19 protein-coding genes and 1 tRNA gene are annotated in these 25,193 nt (G+C 64.9%); 8 read left to right on the top strand and 12 right to left on the bottom strand.

Features of this window, described 5'->3' with window-relative positions; all coding sequences use genetic code 11:
• Positions 1 to 4 precede the first annotated feature (4 nt).
• The 3 genes from ACZI8R_RS00170 to ACZI8R_RS00180 are packed head-to-tail and all read right to left on the bottom strand — an operon-like array spanning position 5 to position 2,074.
• Positions 5 to 505 carry a nuclear transport factor 2 family protein gene (locus ACZI8R_RS00170; RefSeq protein ID WP_463377549.1) on the bottom strand — a complete coding sequence of 167 codons (501 nt, stop codon included), beginning with the start codon at positions 503 to 505 and terminating at the stop codon, positions 5 to 7.
• A gap of 3 nt (positions 506 to 508) precedes the next feature.
• A complete protein-coding gene (locus tag ACZI8R_RS00175) occupies positions 509 to 868 on the bottom strand; it encodes a hypothetical protein (protein WP_463377550.1) in 360 nt (119 codons plus the stop codon).
• 33 nt (positions 869 to 901) lie between these two features.
• Positions 902 to 2,074: an acyl-CoA dehydrogenase family protein gene (locus ACZI8R_RS00180; RefSeq protein WP_463377551.1), complete on the bottom strand. Its 1,173-nt coding sequence runs from the start codon at positions 2,072 to 2,074 to the stop codon at positions 902 to 904.
• A gap of 192 nt (positions 2,075 to 2,266) precedes the next feature.
• On the opposite strand from ACZI8R_RS00180, the gene ACZI8R_RS00185 reads away from it, so the two are divergent.
• The 4 genes from ACZI8R_RS00185 (at position 2,267) to ACZI8R_RS00200 (ending at position 6,064) form a co-directional block, all read left to right on the top strand.
• The gene (locus ACZI8R_RS00185; RefSeq protein WP_463377552.1) at positions 2,267 to 3,769 is read left to right on the top strand and encodes an ATP-binding protein; all 1,503 of its coding nucleotides are present in this window, start codon (positions 2,267 to 2,269) and stop codon (positions 3,767 to 3,769) included.
• A gap of 96 nt (positions 3,770 to 3,865) precedes the next feature.
• Positions 3,866 to 4,624, top strand: a complete 759-nt coding sequence (locus tag ACZI8R_RS00190; RefSeq protein WP_463377553.1) for a cyclic nucleotide-degrading phosphodiesterase — start codon at positions 3,866 to 3,868, stop codon at positions 4,622 to 4,624.
• A gap of 35 nt (positions 4,625 to 4,659) precedes the next feature.
• Positions 4,660 to 5,442 (top strand): ribonuclease PH, encoded by a 783-nt coding sequence (gene rph / locus ACZI8R_RS00195; protein WP_463377554.1) that lies wholly within the window; start codon positions 4,660 to 4,662, stop codon positions 5,440 to 5,442.
• The gene (locus tag ACZI8R_RS00200) at positions 5,435 to 6,064 is read left to right on the top strand and encodes a non-canonical purine NTP pyrophosphatase (protein ID WP_463377555.1); all 630 of its coding nucleotides are present in this window, start codon (positions 5,435 to 5,437) and stop codon (positions 6,062 to 6,064) included. The genes rph and ACZI8R_RS00200 overlap by 8 nt, the downstream gene beginning before the upstream one ends.
• Positions 6,065 to 6,068: 4 nt before the next feature.
• Here the strand turns inward: ACZI8R_RS00200 and ACZI8R_RS00205 are convergent, their stop codons facing one another.
• Complete coding sequence (locus ACZI8R_RS00205; RefSeq protein ID WP_463377556.1) at positions 6,069 to 6,464, bottom strand: DUF3817 domain-containing protein; 396 nt, start codon at positions 6,462 to 6,464, stop codon at positions 6,069 to 6,071.
• Complete coding sequence (locus ACZI8R_RS00210) at positions 6,461 to 6,850, bottom strand: transcriptional regulator (protein ID WP_463377557.1); 390 nt, start codon at positions 6,848 to 6,850, stop codon at positions 6,461 to 6,463. Before ACZI8R_RS00210 ends, ACZI8R_RS00205 begins: the two co-directional genes overlap by 4 nt.
• Before the next feature lie 102 nt (positions 6,851 to 6,952).
• Here ACZI8R_RS00210 and ACZI8R_RS00215 point away from each other — a divergent pair, with 102 nt between their 5' ends.
• On the top strand, positions 6,953 to 7,468 hold the full coding sequence (locus tag ACZI8R_RS00215; RefSeq protein ID WP_463377558.1) for a DinB family protein: 516 nt from the start codon (positions 6,953 to 6,955) through the stop codon (positions 7,466 to 7,468).
• Positions 7,469 to 7,502: 34 nt separating this feature from the next.
• Here ACZI8R_RS00215 and ACZI8R_RS00220 read toward each other — a convergent pair.
• The 3 genes from ACZI8R_RS00220 to ACZI8R_RS00230 form a co-directional block, all read right to left on the bottom strand.
• A tRNA-Leu gene (locus ACZI8R_RS00220) sits at positions 7,503 to 7,586 on the bottom strand.
• A gap of 69 nt (positions 7,587 to 7,655) precedes the next feature.
• Entirely contained in the window at positions 7,656 to 8,129 is a 474-nt protein-coding gene (locus ACZI8R_RS00225) for an HNH endonuclease signature motif containing protein (protein ID WP_463377559.1), read from the bottom strand.
• Entirely contained in the window at positions 8,126 to 8,809 is a 684-nt protein-coding gene (locus ACZI8R_RS00230; RefSeq protein ID WP_463377560.1) for a hypothetical protein, read from the bottom strand. The genes ACZI8R_RS00225 and ACZI8R_RS00230 overlap by 4 nt, the downstream gene beginning before the upstream one ends.
• Positions 8,810 to 9,257: 448 nt before the next feature.
• Between ACZI8R_RS00230 and ACZI8R_RS00235 the strand changes: the two genes are divergently transcribed.
• Together ACZI8R_RS00235 and acpS are read left to right on the top strand one after the other, a co-directional pair.
• Complete coding sequence (locus ACZI8R_RS00235; RefSeq protein ID WP_463377561.1) at positions 9,258 to 18,551, top strand: fatty acid synthase subunit beta domain-containing protein; 9,294 nt, start codon at positions 9,258 to 9,260, stop codon at positions 18,549 to 18,551.
• A gap of 10 nt (positions 18,552 to 18,561) precedes the next feature.
• The gene (acpS, locus tag ACZI8R_RS00240) at positions 18,562 to 18,951 is read left to right on the top strand and encodes a holo-ACP synthase AcpS (protein ID WP_463377562.1); all 390 of its coding nucleotides are present in this window, start codon (positions 18,562 to 18,564) and stop codon (positions 18,949 to 18,951) included.
• Positions 18,952 to 18,961: 10 nt separating this feature from the next.
• Here the strand turns inward: acpS and ACZI8R_RS00245 are convergent, their stop codons facing one another.
• The 4 genes from ACZI8R_RS00245 to ACZI8R_RS00260 all read right to left on the bottom strand — a co-directional run bounded on the left by ACZI8R_RS00245 (position 18,962) and on the right by ACZI8R_RS00260 (position 23,964).
• Positions 18,962 to 20,137, bottom strand: a complete 1,176-nt coding sequence (locus ACZI8R_RS00245; protein WP_463377563.1) for an LLM class flavin-dependent oxidoreductase — start codon at positions 20,135 to 20,137, stop codon at positions 18,962 to 18,964.
• A gap of 100 nt (positions 20,138 to 20,237) precedes the next feature.
• Positions 20,238 to 21,479, bottom strand: a complete 1,242-nt coding sequence (locus tag ACZI8R_RS00250) for an SfnB family sulfur acquisition oxidoreductase (RefSeq protein WP_463377564.1) — start codon at positions 21,477 to 21,479, stop codon at positions 20,238 to 20,240.
• Between the two features lie 2 nt (positions 21,480 to 21,481).
• The gene (locus ACZI8R_RS00255) at positions 21,482 to 22,705 is read right to left on the bottom strand and encodes an acyl-CoA dehydrogenase family protein (protein ID WP_463377565.1); all 1,224 of its coding nucleotides are present in this window, start codon (positions 22,703 to 22,705) and stop codon (positions 21,482 to 21,484) included.
• Complete coding sequence (locus ACZI8R_RS00260) at positions 22,702 to 23,964, bottom strand: acyl-CoA dehydrogenase family protein (protein WP_463377566.1); 1,263 nt, start codon at positions 23,962 to 23,964, stop codon at positions 22,702 to 22,704. The genes ACZI8R_RS00255 and ACZI8R_RS00260 overlap by 4 nt, the downstream gene beginning before the upstream one ends.
• A gap of 100 nt (positions 23,965 to 24,064) precedes the next feature.
• Here ACZI8R_RS00260 and sfnG point away from each other — a divergent pair, with 100 nt between their 5' ends.
• On the top strand, positions 24,065 to 25,186 hold the full coding sequence (sfnG, locus tag ACZI8R_RS00265; protein ID WP_463377567.1) for a dimethylsulfone monooxygenase SfnG: 1,122 nt from the start codon (positions 24,065 to 24,067) through the stop codon (positions 25,184 to 25,186).
• Positions 25,187 to 25,193: the final 7 nt, after the last annotated feature.

The following is a 25,193-nucleotide window of genomic DNA, read 5'->3' on the forward strand; positions in this document are numbered from 1 at the left end:
TGCATCAGTGCAGGACGCTCATCGCGTCGGCGGGCAGTGGCGTCGCGAACATTCGTTGCGTGCGGAACCGGCGCATCCGTGCGGTGGTGGTGTCGCGCATGTACTGGACCTCGAAGTCGATTTCGAGTCGGGCGCAAGATAATTCGGCGGTACCGTCCGCGTACAGCGACAATTGCTGCATGATCCAGCAACCGCGGGCGTCATCGTCGTCGATGCGGATCTGTTCGCTGCCGAGCAGGTGCACGTTTCGAACGAAATGTGTCGCGGGCGGCAGATATCGAGTGACGAGCGCGGTGATCTCGTCGCGTCCGCGACCGATACCGAATTTGCCCGCGTATTCGGGCCCCACGCCCTCCCACGTTGCGTCGGTTGTGAACAGCTGTCCGATTTGGCCTCGGGTCTCCAACGGTCCGGGGACATCGCACAGGTCGAGGTACCGAGTCACACAATCGTGAACCGCGTCCTTCGCTTCGAGGAACGCGAGACGGTCCGATACGGCGGTCACGGATCAGCGCTCCACATCGTCTCGGATGGTGAGTTCTCGACCCATCCGGGCTTCTATCTTGAAGTACTTCCACAGCGCGTACTCGCCGATCATGGTGGTACGCAGCAGATTGCACGCTTCCCTGACCGTGTGCTGATCCTTCGCATCCGCGAGGACGTAGCAGGTCCACGGCCATCCGTCGGAAGGGCCGACCATGTGGGCGTCGTCGTCGAATGTGCCGATGATGTCGATGCCGTCCATGTTCTTCAGGCTCGACAACATGCTCGAGATCGCGACCCATACCGGACCGATGTCGGACTTCGGCAGGTCGAAGAAGTTCTGGTTGTTGCCGATACAGAACAGTGTGCGCAGTGGTTCGGTCACTACGGTCTCCTTTCAAGTCGTGGAACTGCGAGGTCAGGGGAAGCTGGGGATGCCGGCATCGAGACCGAGAAGGATCGAGCCCGCGGCCTCGAAGGTGTTGGTCTGGAGCATTGCGTGCTGGGCGGGGACGAGTGCGTCCTGCAGATACCTCTGAAGCGGATGACTGTCGTAGATTGCGCCAGTTCCCGCGAGATCGAACGCTGCGAGCACCACAGCGCGACCCACGTGTGCAGCCTGAGTCGCACTCAATCGCAGCATCGCTTTGTGCTCGTCGGTGATCGGGTCACCCGACATCGCACGCTCCCAGACCTCGTCGGTGACCTCGTAGAAGAATGCCCGGGCCGATCGGAGGTCGGCCTCTGCCTTCGCAAGACCGGTTTTATAGGCGGGGCGATTGCCCTTGGCAGAGCCACCCGTGATGCTGGAACGGGAGGAGCCGACCTCCACCACGTAGTCGAGGGCACCGCGCGCCGCTCCCAGCGTCACCACGGCCAGAACCTGCGCTGCGTAGGGAAGCATCGGATAGCGCGTTATCGGCTCGTCGATCTGGGGGACTCCGCCGCGTACGAAGGTCATCTCTTCGGGCACGAAGAGCCTGTCGGCGCGAACCGCATGGGAGCCGGTCGCCTTCATGCCGGCCACGTCCCAGTTCTCGACGATCTCCACGTCGGCGGGATCCACAAGGGCGGTGAGAGGCATTCCTTTGGTGTCCGGTCCGCCCGCAAGTCCGATGCCGAGTATGTCGGCGCCACGGCATCCGCTTGCGAACTGCCAGAGACCGCTGCACAGATATCCGCCGTCGACCTTCTCCGCTTCCTGCATCGGGAACAGTCCGCCTGCATACGCGAGATCAGGTCCGTTTGCGTAGATCTTCGCTTGCGTCGCGATCGGAAGTGCCGAGAAGTACACCAACGACGATCCGAAGCTCGCCACCCAGCCGGTGGCAGGGTCGACCGCAGCTATCCGTTCGACGAGCTTCATGAACGACGATGGGTCCAATGGTTCGCCACCGAACTGCGTTGGGGTCGACGCGCGGTACATGCCGGCCCGCTTGAGCAGAGCGATGTAGTCGGCCGGAACGAAGTGCCGTTGGTTGAATTCGTCGCGCCGGTCCCGCAGCACTTCCAGCGCATTCGCGAATGCGTGCTCTCGTGCCGGGCCGACGGGCTCCGCTGCGATCCGTTCGGTAGTGCTGGGGATCGTCATCTCGTCTCCGTTCGATTCGTGTTCGCGCTGATGAACACGGTATGGACGAGACGGCTGCGGCGGTATCAGGGTTTCCCACCGAGGCCATAAAGTAATTCCCAATGGTGTCGACGAAGCGCCACGGTCGATGATGTGGCGTCATGGTCTCGGAGGTGTTCACACATGTATCCCACCCGGCGTGACTTTCAGTCGATGGCAGAGCGAACGGGAACGGGAATTCTCATTCACGAGGCCGCGTCGAAGAACATTCTCTGGGCGAACCCTGCGGCGTGCCGGATGTTCGGTTTCACGCTCGACGAGTTGCGGCCACTCAAGGCCCACCACATGAGTAGTCAGGAGCGTCAGTATCGACGCACGGTCGGGGTCGCGTGGCTCCAGTCCGCGGTGATCCACGGATCCAGCCGTCGGCAATGGAAATACCGGACCAAAGCCGGTGACGACTTCCTCACCGACGCCAACGCATCGTTCATGCAGTTTCAAGACGGTCCGGTCGTCATGGTCGAGTTCCGCAACATCTCGGAGGAAGTCGAGATCGCGCAGGAACTCAGCTGGGTGTCTCACTCACTGCAGCGAATCATGACCTACACATCGGCTGGGATTCTGGTGCTCGACGAGAACAACCGCATCGAAGACGTGTCCCGGTTCGCCGCGCGATTGTTCGACTCCACGCCGGAAGTGCTGGTAGGCGTCCCCGTCGAGGATCTCGGTCGTTGCGACCCGCCCCTGAACTCGGAGGACGTAGTGGCGAAGCTGGCGGAAAGGACCGGATCGGTAAAGATCACCCTGAAGATCAAACGAACCAGTGCCAGCATCACCTGGCTGGCCGGTGAGCTCGAAGATGTGCTGCACGACGGGATGACCTCACGCCTGCTGGTGCTGCGGGACGTGACCGATCGCGTCGAACTCGAGATGCGGCACGAGTACCAGGAGGCCAACGTTCAGTATCTGAGCCGGTACAACGCGATGGGGGATATGGCGATGATACTTGCGCATGAGCTAGGGCAACCCCTCGCTGCCACATCGAACTATCTGAGCGGATTGAAGAGCCGAGTCGCCGGACAGACCCTCGATCGGGAGCAGTTGTCGTATGGGCTGGACATGGCAGAAAGGCAGTTGAGTCGGGCGGCCGAGATAGTGGCGTCGGTCAAGCGGTACGTGCGACGTATCGAATCGGCGATGTCTGTAGTGGATCTGACCGAAGTGGTCGACGAGAGTTTGTACTTCGTACGCCTCCGTGCAGACGATCTGGGGGTGAGCGTGAATGTCGAGCAGACGGACGAGCCGTTGCCGGTCGACTGCGAAAGCGTGCTGATCGGTCAGGTCGTCATCAATCTGTGCTTCAACGCGATCGACGAAATCTTACTGACCACGACTCGGGTCAAGGAACTGACAGTCAAAACGTCCCGAGACGGCGGCAGTGCTTATGTCCGCGTCATGGACGAAGGACGTGGAATGGAGAGCGCGCCCGAGAATCGCCTTGCGGCAGGTGCTTTCTCCGAGAAACAAGACGGCTCGGGCCTCGGTTTGATTCTCTCGGAGCACATCGTCGAACGACATGGCGGCGAGATCGAATTTCTGCCCAACGAACCCCGCGGCACCGAGGCGAGGTTGCGGTTGCCGATATCGGAGTCCGGCAGGTCGCACGAGGAGTCGCAACACATAGAGAAGCAACCTGGAACACAGTTCGGTCTGTGATCGGCCACGTCACAGTTCCGCCCGAAGTGTGAGTCCGACTCGCCAATTGCCTCAGAAGCTTTTTGGAGTGCGTCGTGTCGTGGCAGCATGACGAGTATGCGCATTACCGTCCTGGGGTGTTCGGGCAGCGTCTCCGGACCGGACTCGCCTGCATCGGGCTACTTGGTGTCCGCACCGGACACGCCGCCCATCGTCATCGACTTCGGTCCGGGTGTCCTCGGAGCGCTCCAGCGGTACGCAGATCCAGGCGAGGTATCGATACTTCTCAGCCATCTGCATGCAGATCATTGCCTGGATATTCCGGGCCTCCTGGTGTGGCGCAGGTACCACCCGAACCCGCCGACGGGCAAGGCTCTCGTCTACGGGCCCGCCGACACCGCGACTCGCATCGGGGTGGCCTCTGCCGAGTGCGGTGGGGAGATGGACGACATCTCCGACACGATCGATCTGCACGCATGGGCCGAGAAGGAGCCCGTCGTGATCGGCGGGCTGACCGTGGCTGCCCATCGTGTCGACCATCCACCCGAGGCCTATGGATTGCGGTTGACCGACGTGGATGGGCGAACTCTTGCCTACACCGGCGACACCGGCATGTGCGACGAAGTCGTGGAGCTGGCCAGGGGCGCCGATGTGCTCCTTTCCGAGGCGTCGTGGACCGACAGTCCCGACCGGCCCGCCGGCATCCATCTGTCCGGAGTCGAAGCCGGCCGGGTGGCGCGGATGGCAGGGGTCGGCGAGCTACTTCTCACCCACATTCCGCCGTGGACCTCCCGTGAAGACGTGATCGCCGAGGCCAAATCGGAGTACTCCGGACCCGTGCACGCAGTCTCCGCCGGGAGTGTCTACACCGTCTGACCCGACCGGTTGCGGTGGCAGATAGGCTCACGGGCGTGACCACACGAGAAGACGGCAGAGCAGACGACGAACTCCGCGAAGTCAAGATCACTCGCGGCTTCACCTCTCATCCGGCGGGCTCCGTGCTCGTCGAATTCGGCAACACCCGCGTCATGTGCACGGCGAGCGTCGAGGAAGGCGTTCCGCGCTGGCGGAAGGGCTCGGGCCTCGGCTGGCTCACAGCGGAGTACGCGATGCTCCCGGGCGCGACTCACACCCGCAACGGGCGTGAGTCGGTCAAGGGCAAGGTCGGTGGACGTACTCAGGAGATCAGTCGCCTCGTCGGCAGGTCACTGCGCGCCGCGATCGATCTGGCTGCCATCGGCGAGAACACCATTGCAATCGACTGCGACGTACTGCAGGCGGACGGTGGCACCCGGACCGCGGCCATCACCGGCGCCTATGTCGCGCTCGTGGATGCGGTCACCTACCTGCGTGCCGGGGGACTGCTCACCGATCCGCAGCCGATCTCCTGTGGCATCGCCGCGGTGAGCGTAGGCGTCGTGGACGGACGTGTTCGCCTCGACCTGCCGTACGAGGAAGACTCGCGTGCCGAGGTCGACATGAACGTCGTCGCCACCGACACGGGCACGCTCGTCGAGATCCAGGGCACCGGCGAAGGTGCGACCTTCCCGCGCAGCACACTCGACAAGATGCTCGATTCTGCGCTTGCGGGCTGCGAGCAACTCTTCGCTGTTCAGGCTGCGGCTCTGGCCGAGCCCTACCCGGGCGAGCTTCCAGAGCCCAAGGAGCCGGCGAAGAAGAAGTTCGGTGCCTGACTCGGTTCGCGTGCTCGTCGCGAGCCGCAACGCGAAGAAGCTCCGGGAACTCGAGCGTGTGCTCGCAGGTGCCGGCGTGGTCGGTGTCGAACTCGTCGGTCTCGATGCGGTTCCGGAATACCCGGAGGCCCCCGAAACCGGGGCGACGTTCGAGGAGAACGCGCTCGCGAAGGCTCGTGACGGGGCCCGGGCAACCGGGCTGGCCTGTGTCGCAGACGATTCCGGAATCGAAATCGACTCCTTGAACGGGATGCCGGGTGTGCTGTCGGCTCGGTGGGCGGGCGCCCATGGCGACGACGCTGCCAATACCGCTCTGGTGCTCGCGCAGATTCACGACGTTCCGGACGACCGTAGGGGAGCGGGGTTCGTCTCTGCTTGCGCGCTGGTGGTTCCAAGGGGCGCCGGAACCGATGCGACCGAAACCGTCGTTCGCGGCGAGTGGCGTGGCACCATCGCCCGCGAGCCGGCGGGCGACGGCGGATTCGGCTACGACCCGATCTTCGTTCCGGACGGTAGTACGCGATCCGCAGCGCAGTTGACCGCGGAGGAGAAGGACGCGCAATCGCACCGGGGTCGGGCGCTCGAGCTTCTACTACCTGCTCTCCGAGCCCTGGTGAAGTAGGAGATCAGACTCCGAAGTCCTTCTTCACCTGTTGGGTGCGGATGTGCTCGACGTAGAACGACAGGAACGGAATGGTTCCCGCGAGCAGGGTGCCTACGGTGCGACCCACCGCCCAACGCACCTTGACTGCCAGGTCGAGCGTCACGAGCAGGTATACGAAGTACACCCAGCCGTGGACCACGGCGATCCATGTGGGCAGGTTGTCGACACCGAAGATGTATTTGGCGACCATTTCTGCCGTCAGCACGAGAAGCCACACGCCGGTGGCGTAGGCCAGTACGCGGTACCGGAGCAGTGCCGAACGAATCTTCTTCGTATCCGTAGCGCTCCTGCCGACCGGAGTTGCCGCGGGGCTCGCCGAATCGGTGGTGGTGTCTGTGCCGTCGGGGCCGGTGCTCACGTGCTACTCCTATCGGTCTCGCGAGCGGACAGCTCGGCGAGATAGCGGTTGTACTGCGCAATTTCAGGGTCGACCTCGTCGTCGACGCGCGGTGCGCTCGGGCGCTGCGGCAACAGGTCGGCAGGGATCTCACGCGGCTCGTCGGTCGAGTTAGGACGGTCGGAGGACTCGTCCGGGTTGTCCTCGAGCTGGACGAAGCGGCGATAGGCATAAACGAGGAACGCGGCGAAGAGGGGCCACTGGAAGGCGTAACCCAGATTCTGGCCGGTTCCTCCTACAGCCTCGAAACGCGTCCACTGCCACCAGCCGAGGGCGAGGCAGCCGACCGCGCCTACCAGGACCAGAACGATCAGGCCCATTCGGCGCTTGTGGGAATTTCGAGACACACAACGACGGTACCTGAACGGGCAAATTCGCTGCTGAGAGGTGGTGCGGTTATGGCTGTGGTCACAGTCGTCGGTTGCCGAACAGAGCAGGAGTGAAAGCCCATGAGCACCTATGGAACTACGGATGGAAACGAGCGAGCAGTTGTCGAGAGCTTGCTGGACCGCAACCGCCGAGGTCTTGTCGAAACTGCACGCGGATTGTCCGAGGTCGATGCCCGTCGCCGATTGGTCGCATCATTGACGACGCCGATCTCGTTGATCAAGCATGCAGCGGCCGCGGAGCGGATCTGGTTCCAGCGATTCTGGGCGGGACTGGACGAATCCGAATGCGATGGCTACTCACGCCGCGACACGGGCACCTTCACCGTCGCCGACGATGAGAACCTGGCAGACGTCATCGCAGAGTTCGAGCGGGCTAGCCAACGATCGCGCGAGATCGCGTCCCGCTTCGAGCTCACCGATACCAAGGACGAGCCGCACATCGGAATCGTCAGTATGCGATGGACGCTGATCTACTTCATCGAAGAGTTCGCCAGGCACGCAGGTCACGGCGACATTCTTCGCGAACAGATCGAGGCCTCTGCCGTATCGAGCCCGCAGCCTGGTTCGAGTTCCTGACGTCGTTCTCCGCCGTGTGCGGACCTTCCCACAGTGCGCGAGGGGGGACTCGAACCCCCACGTCCTTTCGGACACCAGATCCTAAGTCTGACGCGGCTGCCAATTACGCCACTCGCGCGCGGAGGACACATTACGCTATGGAGCGGGACCTCTGGACATCCCACACGAGCCGGTTTGATGCTCCGATCTACTGCCTCCGGCGCGGTTTGTTCCGGCCTGCCCAGGTCGGCGTCTGCGAGTGACAGTTCGGGCAGAGAAAACGGACTTCTTCGGGCCTCGAGTCCAGCGGATCGCCGCGAATGTGGTCGACGTGGAGAGTGATCGGCTCACCGTTCCAATCGTCGCCGAGCCCGCACCCGACGCACTTGTACGGAATACCGGACTCGACGAGCGCGCGTCGTAACAGATGTGGTCGCACCCGTTCGCTTCCTGGCGGGCGTTGCACGAGAATCTCCTGCCAGGTCAATCGGTTGCGGGCAGGCACTCCTTTCGCGTGCGCTTGTCCAGTGAAATGGGAGGTGTCGATGTCGAGCTTCCGAAGCCTCCGACCGAGGTACGCCTGAGCACCACCTGATTGGCGGATACCAAGTGCCCTGAGAACGCCAGCGATGCTTGTCGATTGGTCTACCGCCTGTTGAAGGACTTCACGTGTGTACTTCATGCCGACCGCGCTGCGCGTGCTGCACGAAGATCGGCGCGTTGCTGCTCCCTTCGGTGCCGCCAGATGCCGTATCGGAGCTGACCTGGCGGAAGAGACAGGCGGTGTGCCGTCGTGTCGATCAACGAACGGCAGCCGTGCACGTCGCCGGAGTCGATGTCGACGGCGGCCGATGCGTACTCGCCGATGAGCATCTCTGCCTCCGCACTGACCAAGCCGGCGTGCATCGTGAAGTTCTCCCAGGTGCGGCGACCGAAACCGGGAACGGATTCGAAGACGGCCCGGTACGGCGTCAGGTCGTCGGCTGCCGAGAGATCCGATACGTGCGCGCAGCCGAGTTCGGTCAGCGACCGCGCTGCGAGTGCGACAGCTTCGGCTTTCGTCACATAGTTTCCCGGCACGCGTTGACGGTTGTGGAACACGTCCTCGAGGTGACCGGGATCCTCGGCGAAGAGTGCGAGGTGCTCCAAGTCGTCCAGTGCTGACGCTCCGCGGTGCCCGCGCCACCTGGCGAGCACTCCGCGAACTCCTGTGGTGGGGGAGCCGTACATCGCACGCGCGGCGAAAGCGCTTTCTATGAGTGCGGACTCGATCTCGGTCGGGTGAAATCCCAACTCGACATCGGTGATGGACATCGTCGACTCGATGTGGTCGATCAACTTGCGAATGTGGACGGTATTCATATGTTCCCCCCGTTTCGGCCGAAGCCATGAGACCCCCTCGTTGTTCGAACTGTAGTTCGAGCCACCGACACCGTTGATGGACTCTTGGTGGGGCAGGAGGCGGCGCACGCAGGCCGCTGCATCGGTGTCAAGAGATAACAAAACAATAACGATTAATATGAGGTAATCCTCAGGTTATTGGATGTCCATGCATGTCACGGGCCTGCGGGTTCATGTTCTACCGACCGGTCACTTTGGCGCTCGAATGTGGCCCAATTCACTCTCCAGGTTGTACCTACTCTGCCGTAGCGCCCTGAACGTGAGGGATTCCTCATGATTCTGTGTCAACCTGGAACAGTCCGGAAGCGCTGGTCAGCACGTTCTCGAGTGTCGTCATCCTCGTGAACGACCGCGCTCCGGACCGACATCGGAGCAATACCCCTCGAGGGGAACAGGAGAGGACGTTCGCGTGACTATCGACGACACGACGCCCACAGGAAACGGCGACAACCACAAGGGGACGCGGCGGAGCGACGTCGGTACGGGGAAGAGTTCCGTCGCATTGCGCACTGCGCTCGTCGACCGGCTCGCGGCAGGTGAGCCGTATGCGCTCGCCTTCGCAGGGCAGGGAGCGCCGTGGTTGGTCTCACTCGACGAACTGGTGCGTGACCATGGCCTCGAGCCCACTCTGACGAAGCTCGTGAACGAGGCCGCGATGCGGCTCGAGCCGGTGGCGTCCGATCTGCTTGTCGTGCGTACGGCCGGATTCGACCCGATCGGGTGGATGTTGGAGGGCGATCTCGCCGGAGACGAGGATTCCGAGGTCTTCGGCCCGTCGGATGCCGTCCTGGGTTCGGCCGCAGTCTCCCTTCCTGGCGTGTTCCTCACACAGTTGGCAGCCTTGCGGGCGCTCGCCGCCGCGGGACTCGATCCGACGGTGCACACCCCGGAGTCCGTGGTGGGCCATTCGCAGGGCCTGCTGGCCGTGGAGTCGGTCGCATCGTCCGGACATCGAGACGGAACGCTCCTCGCGATCGCCCAGATGATCGGTGCAGCAGCGGGACTCGTAGGCCGCCGCCGTGGCGTGATTGCTACCGGCGGACGCAGCCCGATGGTTGCCGTGTCCCAGGCCGATCCGGCGCTCGTGCAGGCCGTCGTCGACGAGATCGCGGAGGGTGCAGATCCGGCCGGCGCTCCTGTCCTGGCGATTCGCAACGGTCGCAATCGCGTCGTCCTGTCCGGGCCTCCGGCTCAGCTCGCCCGGGTTCAGCAGCGGTGCACCGAGATCGCCGATCTCCAGGCTCGTGAACGTGAGACCAAGAAGCGCGGCGGTGCCGTGTTCGCGCCGGTGTTCGAGGATGTGGACACCGAGATCGGATTCCACCACCCCGCGCTCGCCGATGCTGTCGAACTCGTCGAGCAGTGGGCCACTCGCTGTGGGATCGACGTCGACCTTGCCGGGAGAATGGCTCGCGGCTGCCTGACCGACGCGGTGGACTGGGTCGACACCGTCGACTCCGTGGTGGCAACCGGAGCACGGTGGATCGTCGACCTCGGACCCGGTGAGCTTCTGACCCGTATGACCGCCGGCACCCTTCGCGGGCACGCAGTCGGCGTCGTCGCCGCGGCCACGCGCGGTGGTCGCCGCAATCTGCTGACCCCCGGCGCCGCGCCGGAGGTTGCCCCTGCCTGGACAGAATTCGCGCCGAAGCCGGTGACCCTGCCGGGAGGCCGGGTCGGTGTCGAGACCGCCTTCACCAAGCTCACGGGCCGTTCGCCGATTCTGCTCGCAGGCATGACACCGACGACCGTCGACGCCGAGATCGTCGCGGCGGCAGCGAACGCCGGCCACTGGGCCGAGCTCGCCGGCGGCGGTCAGGTGACCGAAGCCATCTTCGAGGACCGGGTGGCGGAACTGAAGACCCTGCTCGAGCCCGGGCGCGGCGTGCAGTTCAACTCACTCTTTCTCGACCCGTACCTCTGGAAATTGCAGCTGGGCGGAAAGCGCCTCGTTCAGCGGGCGCGCGCTGCCGGTGCGCCGTTCGACGGTGTCATCGTCACGGCCGGTATCCCCGAACTCGACGAGGCAGTTGCTCTCATCGAAGAGCTGTCCGAGGTCGGCATCACCAACATTGCCTTCAAGCCCGGAACGGTGGCTCAGATTCGCTCGGTGATCCGCATTGCCAACGAGGTTCCGTCGTTCCCGGTCATCGTCCACATCGAGGGCGGCAAGGCCGGTGGCCACCATTCGTGGGAAGACCTCGACGACCTGTTGCTGGGCACGTACTCCGAACTGCGTGCGCGGCCCAATCTCGTCGTGTGTGTCGGCGGCGGCATCGGAACTCCGGAGCGCGCTGCCGACTACCTGACCGGCCGTTGGTCCGAAGCGGCCGGTCACCCGGCCATGCCCGTGGACGGAATTCTCGTCGGTACTGCCGCGATGGCGACCCTCGAAGCGACGACTTCTCCCGAGGTCAAGCAACTGCTCGTCGACACCCCCGGTACCCCCGACTGGGTCGGCGCCGGAACGGCCGAGGGCGGAATGGCCTCGGGGCGTAGCCAACTCGGTGCAGACATCCACGAGATCGACAACGCCGCATCGCGGACCGGCCGCCTCCTCGACGAGGTGGCTGGCGACGCGGATGCCGTGGCGGATCGACGTGACGAGATCATCGAGGCACTGAACGTCACAGCCAAGCCCTACTTCGGTGACGTGGCCACGATGACGTACGAGCAGTGGCTCCGCCGGTACCTGGAGCTCACCGTGGGAATCGACTCCGCCAAGGACTTCGATTGCGGCAGTGACGTCTCGGACGCCGTCGACGAGGCAACCGTCAGCCCGTGGCTGGACATCACCTGGCGTGACCGGTTCGCGGAGATGCTGCAGCGGGCCGAGGCGCGCCTCCATCCCGTCGACCGCGGGCCGATCCCCACACTCTTCTCCGACCCCGCGACTCTCGAGCGTCCGGAGGCTGCAATCTGCGCTCTGCAGACGCAGTACCCGGATTACGCGACGACACAGTTGCATCCCGCGGACGTTCCGTTCTTCGTTTCGCTGTGCAAGACGCCGGGCAAGCCGGTCAACTTCGTACCGGTGGTCGACGGTGACGTGCGGCGCTGGTGGCGCTCGGATTCGCTGTGGCAGGCACACGATCCGCGCTACGGCGCCGAGCAGGTGTGCGTCATCCCGGGAACCGTTGCCGTCGCGGGCATCACCCGCGTCGACGAGCCGGTCGGTGAGCTGCTGGACCGGTTCGAGAAGGCCACGTACGACGAACTGATCGGTACCGGCGTGAAGCCGACCACGATTGCCGCGAGGCGTCATCACGGTGTCGTCGAGGGTCCGCTCGACCGAGTCCTGTCGGCGCCGGATGTCGATTGGGCGGGTCGGCTGACCCAGAACCCGGTCCGACGCCTGGGAGACCTCGACCGTTGGTCCGCGGAGTCGGACACGAAGGCCGTACACGAGGTGAGCGGTGCCGTGTTGTCCGTGACGGATGAGGAGCACGTGCAGCTCACCGTGCCTCTCGTTGCAGATCGCTCGCTGACGATCACGATTTCGCTCCCCGAATCCGTCGTCGACGGCGGAGCCCCGGTCGTGAGTGCCGACGAGGCAGAGGCCTCGATGCGGGCGCTGCTCGCAGTGGCCGCTGGACAGGAACTCCCCACGGCGAAGAACGGTGTGGCACGAATCAACCTGGCGTGGATGCCGGAACTGGTCGCCGATCACGCCGGTGTCACCGGTGCCGGCGTCTCCCCGGATCTCGCCGTGAGCGGAAACGCGGTTCCCGACGTGATCGTCGGCGCCTGCTGGCCCGCGGTGTTCGCCGCTCTCGGTGATGCAAGGGCCGACGAGGTGTCGGTGATCGAGGGAATGCTGGACCTGGTCCATCTCGACCACTCCGTCGACCTGGTGGGCGAACTCCCCACGGAGACAAGCATCCTCGTGGTGAAGGCAGCCGTCGCTTCCGTTCTGGACACCGACCTAGGTCGGGTCGTGGAAGTGCAGGTCGAGGTCGGCGCGATGCTCGGTGAGGGCCTGGATGCGCCTCGTGTCGCCACGTTGACGGAGCGCTTCGCGATTCGTGGACGCACCGGCAAGGGCGAGCTCGTCGACCCGCCGCGTGCCGGCGGATCCGTGTCCGACGAGGTCGTGGACACTCCACGCCGCCGTCGTCGGGACACCACGATCACTGCTCCTCGGAACATGGCACCGTTCGCTCAGGTGTCCGGTGACCACAATCCGATTCACACGTCCGCCAACGCGGCGCTGCTCGCCGGTCTCGGTAGCCCGATCGTGCACGGAATGTGGCTCTCGGCAGCCGCACAGCAGGCCGTCACGGCCGTCGACCCGGACGAGACTCGGGTACCGCCGCGCCGGCTCGTTGCATGGACTGCCCGATTCATGGGCATGGTCCGGCCGGGCGCTTCGATCGATGTGCGCGTAGATCGTGTGGCGCTCGACCGTGGGTCCGAGATCGTCGAGGTCGGTTGCCGCATCGACGGCGAGCTCGTGATGGTGGCGACGGGCCGTACCGCCGTACCTCGGACCGTGTACGCGTTCCCGGGACAAGGAATTCAGCGCCCCGGCATGGGACTCGACGCACGGGCCCGGTCGAAGGCTGCCCGTGAGATCTGGGACCGCGCGGACAAGCACACTCGCAAGGCGCTGGGATTCTCCATCCTCGCGGTCGTCCGGGACAACCCGACGGTGGTGAAGGCGCGCGGTGTCGAACACAAGCATCCGGACGGTGTCCTGCATCTGACCCAGTTCACCCAGGTTGCGATGGCGACACTCGGCGTCGCCCAGGTCGCCGAGCTCCGGGAGTCCGGAGCGTTCGTAGAGGGTGCGCTGCTGGCCGGTCACTCGGTGGGCGAGTACAACGCACTGGCCGCGGTGGCAGGCGTACTGCCGCTGGAGGCAGTGCTCGAGGTCGTCTTCCAGCGCGGATCGGCGATGCACGAGTTGGTCCCCCGCGACGAGCAGGGGCGGTCCGACTACCGGATGGCGGCAATTCGTCCGTCGCAGATCGGTGTGTCCGACGACGACGTCCACGCATTCATCGCAGGTGTGGCGCAGCGGTCCGGCGAGTTCCTCGAGATCGTCAATCTCAACCTGCGTGGCTCGCAGTACGCGATTGCCGGCACAGTGGCCGGACTCGACGCGCTCGAAGCGGAGATCGACGTTCGTCGTGCGGAGTTCGGCGGCAAGCGCGCCTACATCCAGGTGCCGGGCATCGACGTGCCGTTCCACTCGACAGTTCTGCGCGGCGGCGTCGACGACTTCCGTGGGCGTCTCGAGGACTTGCTTCCGGAAGAGATCGATCCCGCCATCCTGATCGGCCGCTACATTCCGAACCTGGTTCCGAAGCCGTTCTCGCTCGAGCGCGAGTTCGTCCAGGAGATCGCGGATCTGGTTCCGTCGGAGCCGCTCCGTGGCGTCCTGACCGACTTCGAGTCGTGGGCGAAGAAGCCTTCTCAGCTCACTCGTGTGATCCTGACGGAACTGCTGGCCTGGCAGTTCGCAAGCCCGGTCCGCTGGATCGAGACTCAGGACCTCCTGTTCGCCGACGAGGCGGACGGTGGCCTCGGCGTCGAGCGTTTCGTCGAGATCGGCCTCGGCGCCGTTCCTACTGTGGCCAACCTCGCCTCGCAGACTTTGAAGCTGCCGGGTCGGTTCGGTCATCCGGTCGAGGTTCTCAACATCGAGCGTGAGGCTTCCGTCGTGTACTCGACGGACGTCGACCCCGCGCCGACCTCGGACGACGAACCGGCCGAAGCAACGGCAGACGAATCGGCACCGGCCCCGGCAGCAGCGACTGCACCCGCCGCGGCCCCTTCCGGCGGCCCGCGCCCGGACGACATTCCGTTCGCGGCATCGGATGCGACCCACGTGCTCATCAGTCTGTGGACGAAACTGCGTCCGGATCAGGTCGGACGCGCCGACACCATCGAGGCCTTGTGCGACGGCGTCTCTTCGCGACGAAATCAGCTCCTGGTGGACCTCGGCTCCGAACTGTCGCTCGGTGCGATCGACGGTGCTGCCGATGCCGACATGGGTGCTCTCGCAGGCACGGTGGATCAGCTGGCCCGCACCTACAAGCCGTTCGGCCCGGTCCTTTCCGACTCGATCGGTGACCATCTGCGCAAGGTGTTCGGACCCTCGGGGCGCCGGCCTGCCGCCGTTGCCGACCGGGTGAAGAAGGTCTGGGAACTGGGCGATGGATGGGCACACCACGTCACGGCAGAAGTTGCCCTCGGCACCCGAGACGGCGCGAGTATTCGCGGCGGCGATCTCGGCGGTCTTGCGGACGGCGGATTGGCCGACGGCAGCGCAGTGGACGCTGTCATCGACAGCGCGGTAGCAGCTGTTGCTGCGCGTCGTGGCGTCACCGTGGCGCTGCCCTCGTCCGGCAGTGGATCGGGTGGCACGGTCGACGCGGCAGCGTTGGGCGAGTTCACCGAACACATCACCGGCCGCGACGGCGTCCTCGCCTCGGCTGCCCGGATGGTGCTCGAGCAACTCGGCCTTGCCGATGACACGAGCTTGCCGGATCAGGCCACGGACACCGAGCTCGTCGACCTCGTGTCGGCGGAACTCGGTTCCGACTGGCCGCGACTCGTTGCCCCGGCCTTCGACGGACAGCGTGCGGTGCTTCTCGACGACAGGTGGGCAAGCGCCCGTGAGGATCTCGCACGCCTGTGGCTCGACGAGGACGCGGCGCAGCTCGATTCGTTCGCAGGCGCCGGCCGATCCGTTGCACAGCAGGCCCGTTGGTGGGAGACGCGGGCGCGCGGCGAGAGCCGGACACACCTCGCGGAGACGTTCTCGCGAATCGCAGCAGTCGCGCTGGAAACGACCGAGACACCGCAGTGGGCCGACGAGGTAGCGGTGATCACCGGTGCCAGCAAGGGTTCGATCGCTGCGTCGGTGGCGGGGCGACTCCTCGCCGGTGGCGCAACCGTGTTCGTGACCACGTCGCGGCTGGACGACAAGCGTCTCGGCTTCTACCGCGACCTGTATCGCAAGAACGCCCGTGCAGGTGCAGCCCTGTGGGTCGTACCGGCGAACATGGCGTCCTACACCGACATCGACGCCCTCGTCGAGTGGATCGGATCGGATCAGTTCGAGACCGCAGGCGGCGCGAAGAAGCTCGTCAAGGGCGCGTACACCCCGACGCTGCTGTTCCCGTTCGCCGCTCCCAGGGTCGTCGGAAGTCTCGCCGATGCGGGTGCCCGTGCCGAGATGGAGATGCGGGTTCTGTTGTGGGCGGTGGAGCGGCTCATCGGCGGCCTCTCACAGATCGGATACGACCGGGATGTGGACACTCACCTCCACGTCGTTCTGCCGGGCTCGCCGAACCGTGGCCTGTTCGGCGGCGACGGTGCATACGGCGAATCCAAGGCGGCACTCGACGCGGTGGTCGGTCGTTGGACTGCCGAGCGGACCTGGTCCGAACGAGTCGGCCTGGTTCACGCGTTCATCGGATGGGTTCGCGGAACCGGACTGATGGGCGGAAACGACCCGCTGGTCGAGGCAGTCGAAGCGGTCGGCGTGCGTACCTGGTCGACGGAAGAAATGGCCGCGGAGCTACTGACGTTCTGTGAGTCCGGTGCGCGTAAGGATGCGGCCGAGCAGCCGCTGAAGGTCGACCTGACCGGTGGACTCGCCGAGGTCGATCTGGATCTGCCGGCCCTCGCCAAGCAGGCCCAGGAGGCAGCGGCGGCGGACGACGGAGAGGACGTTGTCGAAGAAGACACGATCGGTGCCCTTCCGGCGCCGCCGCGGGCGGACGACTCGGCAGCTCCGGCGTGGTCGGGCGTCACCGCGGCACCCGAAGATCTCGTGGTCATCGTCGGTGCGGGTGAGCTCGGTCCCTACGGTTCTGCACGTACCCGCTTCGAGTTCGAGGTCGACGAGCAGCTTTCTGCTGCAGGAGTTCTCGAACTGGCCTGGAACACCGGTCTCGTGACCTGGGAAACCAACCCGGTTCCGGGCTGGTACGACGCAGAGACCGGCGACCTGGTTCCGGAAGCCGACATCGCCGATCGCTATCACGATGCGGTCGTCGAGAAGTGCGGCATTCGGCAGTACGCCGACGACGGCGCCATGGTCGACAACACCGCGCCGCTCCTGACCTCGGTGTTCCTCGACAAGGATCTGTCCTTCGTCGTGAGCAGTGAGGCCGAGGCGCGTGCGTTCGTCGAGGCCGACCCCGAAAACACGACGATCTCGTCCGTGCCGGACAGCGGTGACTGGCAGGTCACCCGCAAGGCCGGGACCGAGATTCGGGTTCCGCGGAAGATGAAGCTCACGCGCAGCGTCGGTGGACAGATTCCCACGGGATTCGACGTCACCAAGTGGGGCATTCCCGCGGATATGGCCGACTCCGTCGACCGGGTGGGGCTGTGGAACATCGTTGCCACGGTCGACGCCTTCCTCACCGGCGGATTCACCCCGAGTGAACTGTTGCGATGGGTGCACCCCTCGCTGGTGGCCAACACGCAGGGCACGGGCATGGGCGGCATGACGTCGATGAGATCGCTCTACATCGACACGTTGCTCGGTGAGAATCGACCGAACGACATCCTGCAGGAGGCTCTGCCCAACGTTATTGCGGCGCACGTCGTTCAGTCGTACGTCGGCGGATACGGTGCGATGGTGCACCCGGTTGCGGCCTGCGCCACCGCCGCGGTGTCGGTGGAAGAAGGCGCCGACAAGATCAAGCTCGGTAAGGCGCAGCTCGTCGTCGCCGGCGGTTTCGATGATCTCGGTACCGAGGGCATCATCGGATTCGGTGACATGTCCGCCACTGCGAAGACGGACGACATGCGCTCCAAGGGAATCGACGACCGTCGCTTCTCGCGGGCGAACGATCGGCGTCGAGGTGGGTTCGTGGAGTCCCAGGGCGGTGGCACCGTGCTGCTGGCTCGCGGTGACCTCGCGCTCGAGATGGGTCTGCCCGTTCTCGGTGTGGTCGCCTACGCAGGATCGTTCGCCGACGGTGTTCACACGTCGATCCCCGCTCCGGGGATCGGTGCACTCGGCGCCGGTCGCGGCGGAGCGGATTCGCAACTGGCGCAGTCGCTCGCGAAGCTGGGAGTCGGCGCGGACGACATCTCGGTGGTGTCCAAGCACGACACCTCGACCGCAGCCAACGACCCCAACGAGGCAGAGCTTCACGAGCGTCTCGCGGGTGCGTTGGGACGCAGTGAGGGTGCGCCGCTGTTCGTGGTGTCGCAGAAGAGCCTCACCGGCCACGCCAAGGGGGGTGCCGCCGCGTTCCAGCTGATCGGTCTCTGCCAGGTGCTCGGGGCGAGCACGCTCCCGCCGAATCGCAGTCTCGATTGCGTCGACGAGCAGATGACCGAACACGATCACCTGGTGTGGGTTCGCGAACCCCTCCGTTTCGGTGAGCGGTTCCCGCTGCGTGCAGGTCTGTTGACCAGTCTCGGGTTCGGTCACGTGTCCGGGCTCATCGCAGTGGTTCACCCGCAGGCGTTCGTCGAATCGCTGCCCGAGGACCGGCGCGGCGAGTATGTGACGCGCGCTCGTCAGCGAGCGGTCGCAGGGCAGCGGCGGCTCACCTCGGCAATGGTCGGAGGTGCCGATCTCTACGAGCGGCCCGCCGATCGTAGGTTCGGCGGCGACAAGGTGTCCGCGGCCGCGAGCCGGCAACTCGAGGCAGACGTGCTGATCGCCGGCGACTCACGACTGGGTGACGACGGGGTCTACACCTCGGGTCTGCCCGGTTGCAGGTAGGGAGCACGGGATGGGAGTTCTGGGAATCGGTTTCGATCTCGTCACCGTGTCGGAGTTCGCCGAGCAGTTGGACCGTCCAGGAACGGCCATGCTCGACAACTTCACCTCGGGGGAGCGACGAGACGCCGTGACCCGGAGCTCCGATCCGGCTCGACATTTCGCGGCCAGGTGGGCGGCGAAAGAGGCAGTGATCAAGGCCTGGTCCACTGCCCTGTTCGCCCGCCCACCGGTGTTGCCCGAGGTGATTCATCATCTGATCGAAGTGGTGACCGATGCGTGGGGGAGACCGTCGATCAGGCTGCGCGGCGAAGTCGCGCAGCACCTGACCGACGTAAAGATCCATGTGTCGCTCACGCATGACGGCGATACCGCGGGGGCTTTCGTCGTCATCGAAAGATAGGGCCCGCCACTCACAGGCCGGAGGCCGGAGAGAGGAACGCGGTCGCTCCGGATACCTCGTCGCGACCGTTGCCGAACGCGTTCGTCAACCCACGACGCTCGAGAATCGGGCGCACGCCTTCACCGAAACGGTATGCCTCCTCGAGGTGCGGGTAACCCGAGAGGACGAAGTGGTCGAGGCCGAGATCGGCGTACTCGGCAATGCGGTCGGCAACCTCGTCGTGCGAGCCGACGAGGGCGGTACCGGCACCACCACGCACCAGGCCCACCCCCGACCACAGGTTGGGCGCGACCTCGAGGCTCCGTGCACCGATGCCCTTCTGGTATTCGGCGCCACCGCCGTGAAGCTCACGCATCCGGCGCTGACCTTCCGAACCGGAGCGGGCCAGGCTCTGCTGCGCACGCTCGACCGTCGCCGGATCGAGGGCCGCCAGCAGACGGTCCGCTTCGGCCCAGGCCTCTTCGGAGGTGTCGCGCGTGATGACGTGCAGACGGATGCCGTAGGTGAGGGTGCGGCCTTGAATTCGGGCCAGGTCACGGATCCACTCGAGCTTTTCGCCGACGGCCGCCGGCGGCTCGCCCCACGTCAGGTAGGTGTCGGCGAACTGGGACGCGACCGTGCCGGCCGCGGGTGACGAGCCGCCGAAGAAGATCGGTGGCGTCGGGTCGGGAACACGCTGGAGTTGCGCCTTCTCGACATGAATATGGCAGCCTTGGAAGTCGACCGGGCCGTTGTCCGCCCACAGTCGCCGGATGACGTCGAGGAACTCTCCGCACCGCTCGTAGCGTTGGACCTTGTCGAGAAAGTCACCGTAGATGCGCTGTTCGTGGTCCTCGCCGCCGGTGACCACGTTGAGGAGCAGTCGGCCGTTCGACTGCCACTGGAACGTCGATGCCATCTGCGCGGCCAACGTCGGGCTCAGGAGACCGGGGCGAAGTGCCACGAGGAACTTCAAAGTCTCGGTCGTGTCGACCATCATCGCGGTGGTGAGCCACGCATCTTCGCACCATGCGCCGGTGGGGGTGAGCACCGACTCGAAGCCGCTGTTCTCGGCCGCTGCGCCGATCTGGTTGAGGTAGCGCAGCGTCGCTGGGCGGTCGCCGCTCATCCCGCTCCCGTGGCCGCCGGCGATGAGGTTGCGAGAGTCGCCGTAGGTGGGAAGGAACCAGTGGAATTGCAGAGACACAGATCATCCTCGGGTAGACGGTGCGGACACCCCAGTCAATCGAGGTGTCCGCCGTCCATCCATGGTTCGAATCAGTGTGAATCGAACGTCCGCGTCCTTCTCACAGGAGCCCGTGCCGCGGCGGAACAGTCCCGGACAGCGTCCATCTTCCGATGTGCTGAACCTTCCACCGCTCCGGATCGTGAAGCGTGTGTGTGCGAGCGTCTCTCCAGTACCGCGAGCGGTTGGCCGACTCGGACGCGCTCCGAGTCCCGCCCAGTTCGAACAGTGCGGTCGTCGCTTCGAGCGATGCCCGGGCACTCGCCACCTTCGCGACAGCCGCGTCGATCGAGGCGGCCGCTGCGCTCGCCTCGGTGAGATTCGCGCGAGCTGCGTCGATACTCCGTGCACCCGACTCGAGCAGTGCTGCGGCTGATCGGACGGTCAGTGCCGTCTCACCCGCCAGTTGCACGAGCAGCGGATCCTCCACCGCATGTTCCACTCCGGACTCGAAGTACGGTCGTGCCTTGGCGGCAACCTCTACGCCCTCGCGCAGAGCGGCCTGTGCGATGCCCGCATCGATCGCCGCGTGCAGGATCTGTGCCCTGGCTCCATAGGTCGTGGGCCGCTCGAAGATCGGGGTGAACGGCACGACATGCTCGGTAGCTACCACGACCGATTCGAGAGTGACGGTTCCGCTCGCTGTCGTCCGCTGACCCATTCCTTCCCAGTCGTCGACGACGGATACCCCGGCCGTGTCCCGAGGGACGAACGCCACAGCCTTCGTCTGCTTGACCAGCTCACTGGTTCGGGCACTCTGAGCGGTGGCGGCGTCGTCGCCACCGGCAATCGCGGCCCGAACTGCGATCCAGTCCGCGAACAGCGCGCCCGTGCTGTAGAACTTTCGACCGTCGAGGACGTAATGGTCACCGTCGCGTGTGAGGGTTGTCGAATCGAGATCGATGGTCTTCGAACCACGTTCGCTCTGCGCGTTGGCGAACAGCTTCCCGGCCAGCACTTCCGAGTAGAAGAACCGCTGCTGAGATTCGCTGCCCTGCAGACGTAGCGCCTCCAGGAACGTGTAGTGACTGTGCGGAATCTGCGCGATGCTCGGATCACCCTCGGCGAGAAGTCGGAAGACTTCGGCCAGAGTGACAGTGGAGACATCGATCCCGCCCTGCGCCGCGGGGACGCTCAGTGCCAGCAGACCGGATTCTGCAAGCTGTCGGATCTGCGTGCGGGGGAGGGTGCGGTCGAGATCACGAGCGGATGCTTCCTCCGCGAATCGTGCGGAGAGTTCGGCGGCGACCGCGATCGCCTCTGTGTCCGAGGCGATCGCGGTGTCGGTGTCGATGGTGGTCACGATCAGCTGTACCACGTCGGTTCGGGAAGCTCGCCGGTCAGCACGTGCCCGCCGATCTCGCGCTTCTTGTACGGAACGGGGTCGTGCAGGGTGTGGGTTCGTGCATTGCGCCAGAAGATGTCGAGGCCTACGGAATTGGACGTAGCTCGCGCCCCGGTCAGTTCGAAGATCTTGTTGCCGATCTCGAGCGCGACGTCGGCTGCGCGCACCTTTGCGGCGGCGATTCGGACGGCGAGTTCACCACGGCCCTGTTCGGTCAGATTCTCACGCGCGTCGTGCAGGATCGTATTCGCCTCGAGATCTACCTGATCGACGAACGCTTCGACTGCCCACAATTTCGACTGCAGGTCTCCGTAGCCCTCCCGTAGGTACCACTCGTCCGTGGCGACCTCCTTGTTGTCGCCGCCGTACGGCCACGGCCTTGTTCGTGTCCGTGTGTACTCGGCTGCGGTGTCCAGTGCGCCCCGCGCAATCCCCAGGTAGAAGTTGGCGAAGACGATCTCGAGGGCCGGGAAGTTGAGTGTGTTGTAGACGAGAGGCTGGAATGTCTTGTCCACGAACCCTGCTGCGCCCGACCAGTCCACCTCGACGTCGTTGATCTCGACCGATCCCGAATCGGTGAGTCGTTGGCCGAGGTTGTCCCAGTCGCCGCGGAAGACGATCCCGTCCTGAGCAGTGGGAACGATCGCGAAGACGTGGGTCGAAGTCCCGTCGATGATCCCTTCCAGGACCGTGAGATCGGTGGCACGTCCACCGGTGGAGAACGACTTGACGCCGTTGTAGACGAGAGTCTCGCCGCGATCGACGATGGTCAGGTCACTGTCACGGGGATTGACCGCGCCGCCGAACAGGAAGTTGTTGCTCGTGTACAACTCTTCGACTGCTGCGATCTGCGGTTGCGTACCCACCAGACGGACCGCCCAGGCCCAGAGATAGTGGTAGCCGAGGAGTTGGCCGATGGATCCGTCACCACGGGCAACCTCGCGAATTACCAGATATGCGGTCTCCCAATGCTGCCCGCCACCGCCGAACTCGGCAGGGCCCAGCAGTGTGACGAGTCCGCTGTCCTTGAGGAGCTTCACCTCTTCGTAGGGCGCGCCGCCCGCTCGATCTCGTTCGAGAGCATCCCTCGCGAGCAGCGAGCTCACCTCGCGAGCCCTGTCGAGCCAGGCTTCGGTGTCGTGTGGAGCGTCCCCCCACGTGGTCTCTTCTGCAGTGATCGTCATGCTGTCTTCTCCTCTTCGGTCGTGGCGGTTCCGATCGCCCACACGTAGATCGGTTCGGTGCCGTTGATTTCGTAATCCCCGACGACCTTCGATTTGAAGACGGTCGGATTGTGGCTGGAGACGGTGCGGGCGTTGCGCCAGAAACGATCGAGGTCCAAGTCCCGATCGACCCCCGAGGCACCGAGGGCGTCGAAGATCTTCGCGGTCGCCGAGACGACCAACGACGTCGAGGTGATCTGGCCTTGCGCCGAAGCGATCTCGGCTGCGATGTTGGCCTGCTTCTCCTCGGCGACGTCCTGACCGAACGAGACCTCGTACGCCCACTGCGCCGGCTCGGCGGCGTGCAGGGCGATGGCCTCCGCAGCCTGGGCGGCGGCCGACACCTCACCGACGATCTGCTGGATCTGCGGATCCCGGCCGTAGGTGGGTGCGTTGCCGTGACTGAACGTGCGCGTTCGAGCGGCGACACGCTCGGCGATCGCGGTGGTGGCCGCTCGTGCGATGCCGGCCAGTGTGGCGAGATGGAACAGCTGGTAGAAGGCCGTCTGATACTTGAAGCGAGTCGAGAAGTCGATGAGGTTCTCCGGCTGCACCACTGCGTCCGCGTAGGTGGAGGTTCCGGAACCGGTGGTCTGCTGACCGAATCCGTTCCAGTCGTCGCTGTGGGTCACTCCCGGCTGGCGCGCTTCGAGAGCAGCAATCACGAAGACGTCGTTGTCGGTGCGCTGGGCGTACAGGTCGATCCAGTCGGCGAAGATCGATCCGGTGCTGTAGTACTTCGTGCCGTTCGCGACGAAGTGATCTTCACCGGGGGCGGGGGACACCTTGGTGCCGGTCTGGCCGAGAGCGACGCTTCCGACTTCGGACCAGGCGTTGCCGACCAACTGGCCGTCCACGAAGCGCTTCAACCACACGTCACGTTGCGGGCCCGCCGGCGCGACGAGACGGTCCTCGACGAAGGCGAAGTGGCCGCGCAGGGCCTGGGTCACGTTGGAGTCGGCCGCGGAGAGTTCCACGAGCAGCCGGAAGAGTTGGGGGATGTCGGCGCCGAGGCCGCCGTGTGAGGTCGGCACGCGGACGGCGCCGAAGCCTGCACGTTTGAGTTCGTCGATCTGCTCGAACGGCAGTCTGTGGTCGCGTTCACGTTCGACCACCCCTTCCGCGATGCGGGCGAAGAGGGGTCTGAACTTGCCGGCGAGAGTCTCGTAGTCGATCTCGCTCACTATGCGTTGTGCGTGGCGTACCTGGGAGGCGGTCATGGCTGTCGAAGGTCGCATACGCAGTGCGCTCGTTGAAGTGTTGTGCGCGCACTGATCGGAACTGTGGGGTGACGCGGCCCCAGGCTGTTGTATGCAGGACATGTCAACGGAGAACATTGCCGAGCAGATCAAGTTCGCCTACTGGGTGCCCAACGTCAGTGGCGGACTCGTCACGTCCGACATCGAACAGCGGACGAGTTGGGAATTCGAGTACAACAAGAAGCTTGCGCAGACAGCGGAGAACAACGGATTCGAGTACGCCCTGAGTCAGGTGCGCTACGAGGCCAGCTACGGCGCCGAGTTCCAGCACGAGTCGACGAGTTTCAGTTTGGCGTTGTTGCTTGCAACCGAGCGACTCAAGGTGATCGCTGCCGTCCATCCGGGGCTGTGGCAGCCGGGTGTGCTGGCCAAGCTGGGCGCGACCGCAGACCATCTCTCGAACGGCCGGTTCGCCGTCAACGTGGTGAGTGGATGGTTCAAGGACGAGTTCACCCATCTCGGTGAGCCGTGGCTCGAGCACGACGAACGCTACCGGCGCAGTGCGGAGTTCCTACAGGTGTTGCGCAAGATCTGGACGGAAGACGACGTCGACTTCCGCGGAGATTTCTACCGAATCCACGACTTCACGTTGAAACCGAAACCGCTCAACACGCCGGACCGACCCAATCCCGAAATCTTCCAGGGCGGGAACTCGGCGGCCGCACGGCAGAACGCCGGCCGTTACTCCGACTGGTACTTCAGCAACGGCAAAGACTACGACGGCGTCACCGAACAGATCGTCGACGTCCGCCGCGTGGCCCGTGATCACCAGCGCGAGGTGAAGTTCGGGCTCAACGGCTTCATCATCGCTCGTGATTCGGAGAAGGAAGCGCGGGAGACGTTGCGTGAGATCGTGGCCAAGGCGAACAAGCCGGCGGTCGAAGGCTTCCGTTCGGCAGTGCAGCAGGCCGGTGCGTCCACCGCGGACAAGTCCGGCATGTGGGCCGACTCGTCGTTCGACGACCTCGTGCAGTACAACGACGGGTTTCGTAGTCAGCTCATCGGCACGCCGGAACAGATTGCCGAGCGGATCGTCCAGTACCGGCGTCGGGGGGTCGATCTGATCCTCGGTGGGTTCCTGCACTTCCAAGAAGAGATCGAGTACTTCGGGGCAAAGGTTCTGCCGTTGGTGCGTGAGCTCGAGGCCGCCGAGTCGGACGATCGGACCCTCGTCGGAGTGTGAGTGGACA

Source organism: Rhodococcus huquni (genome assembly GCF_055231055.1).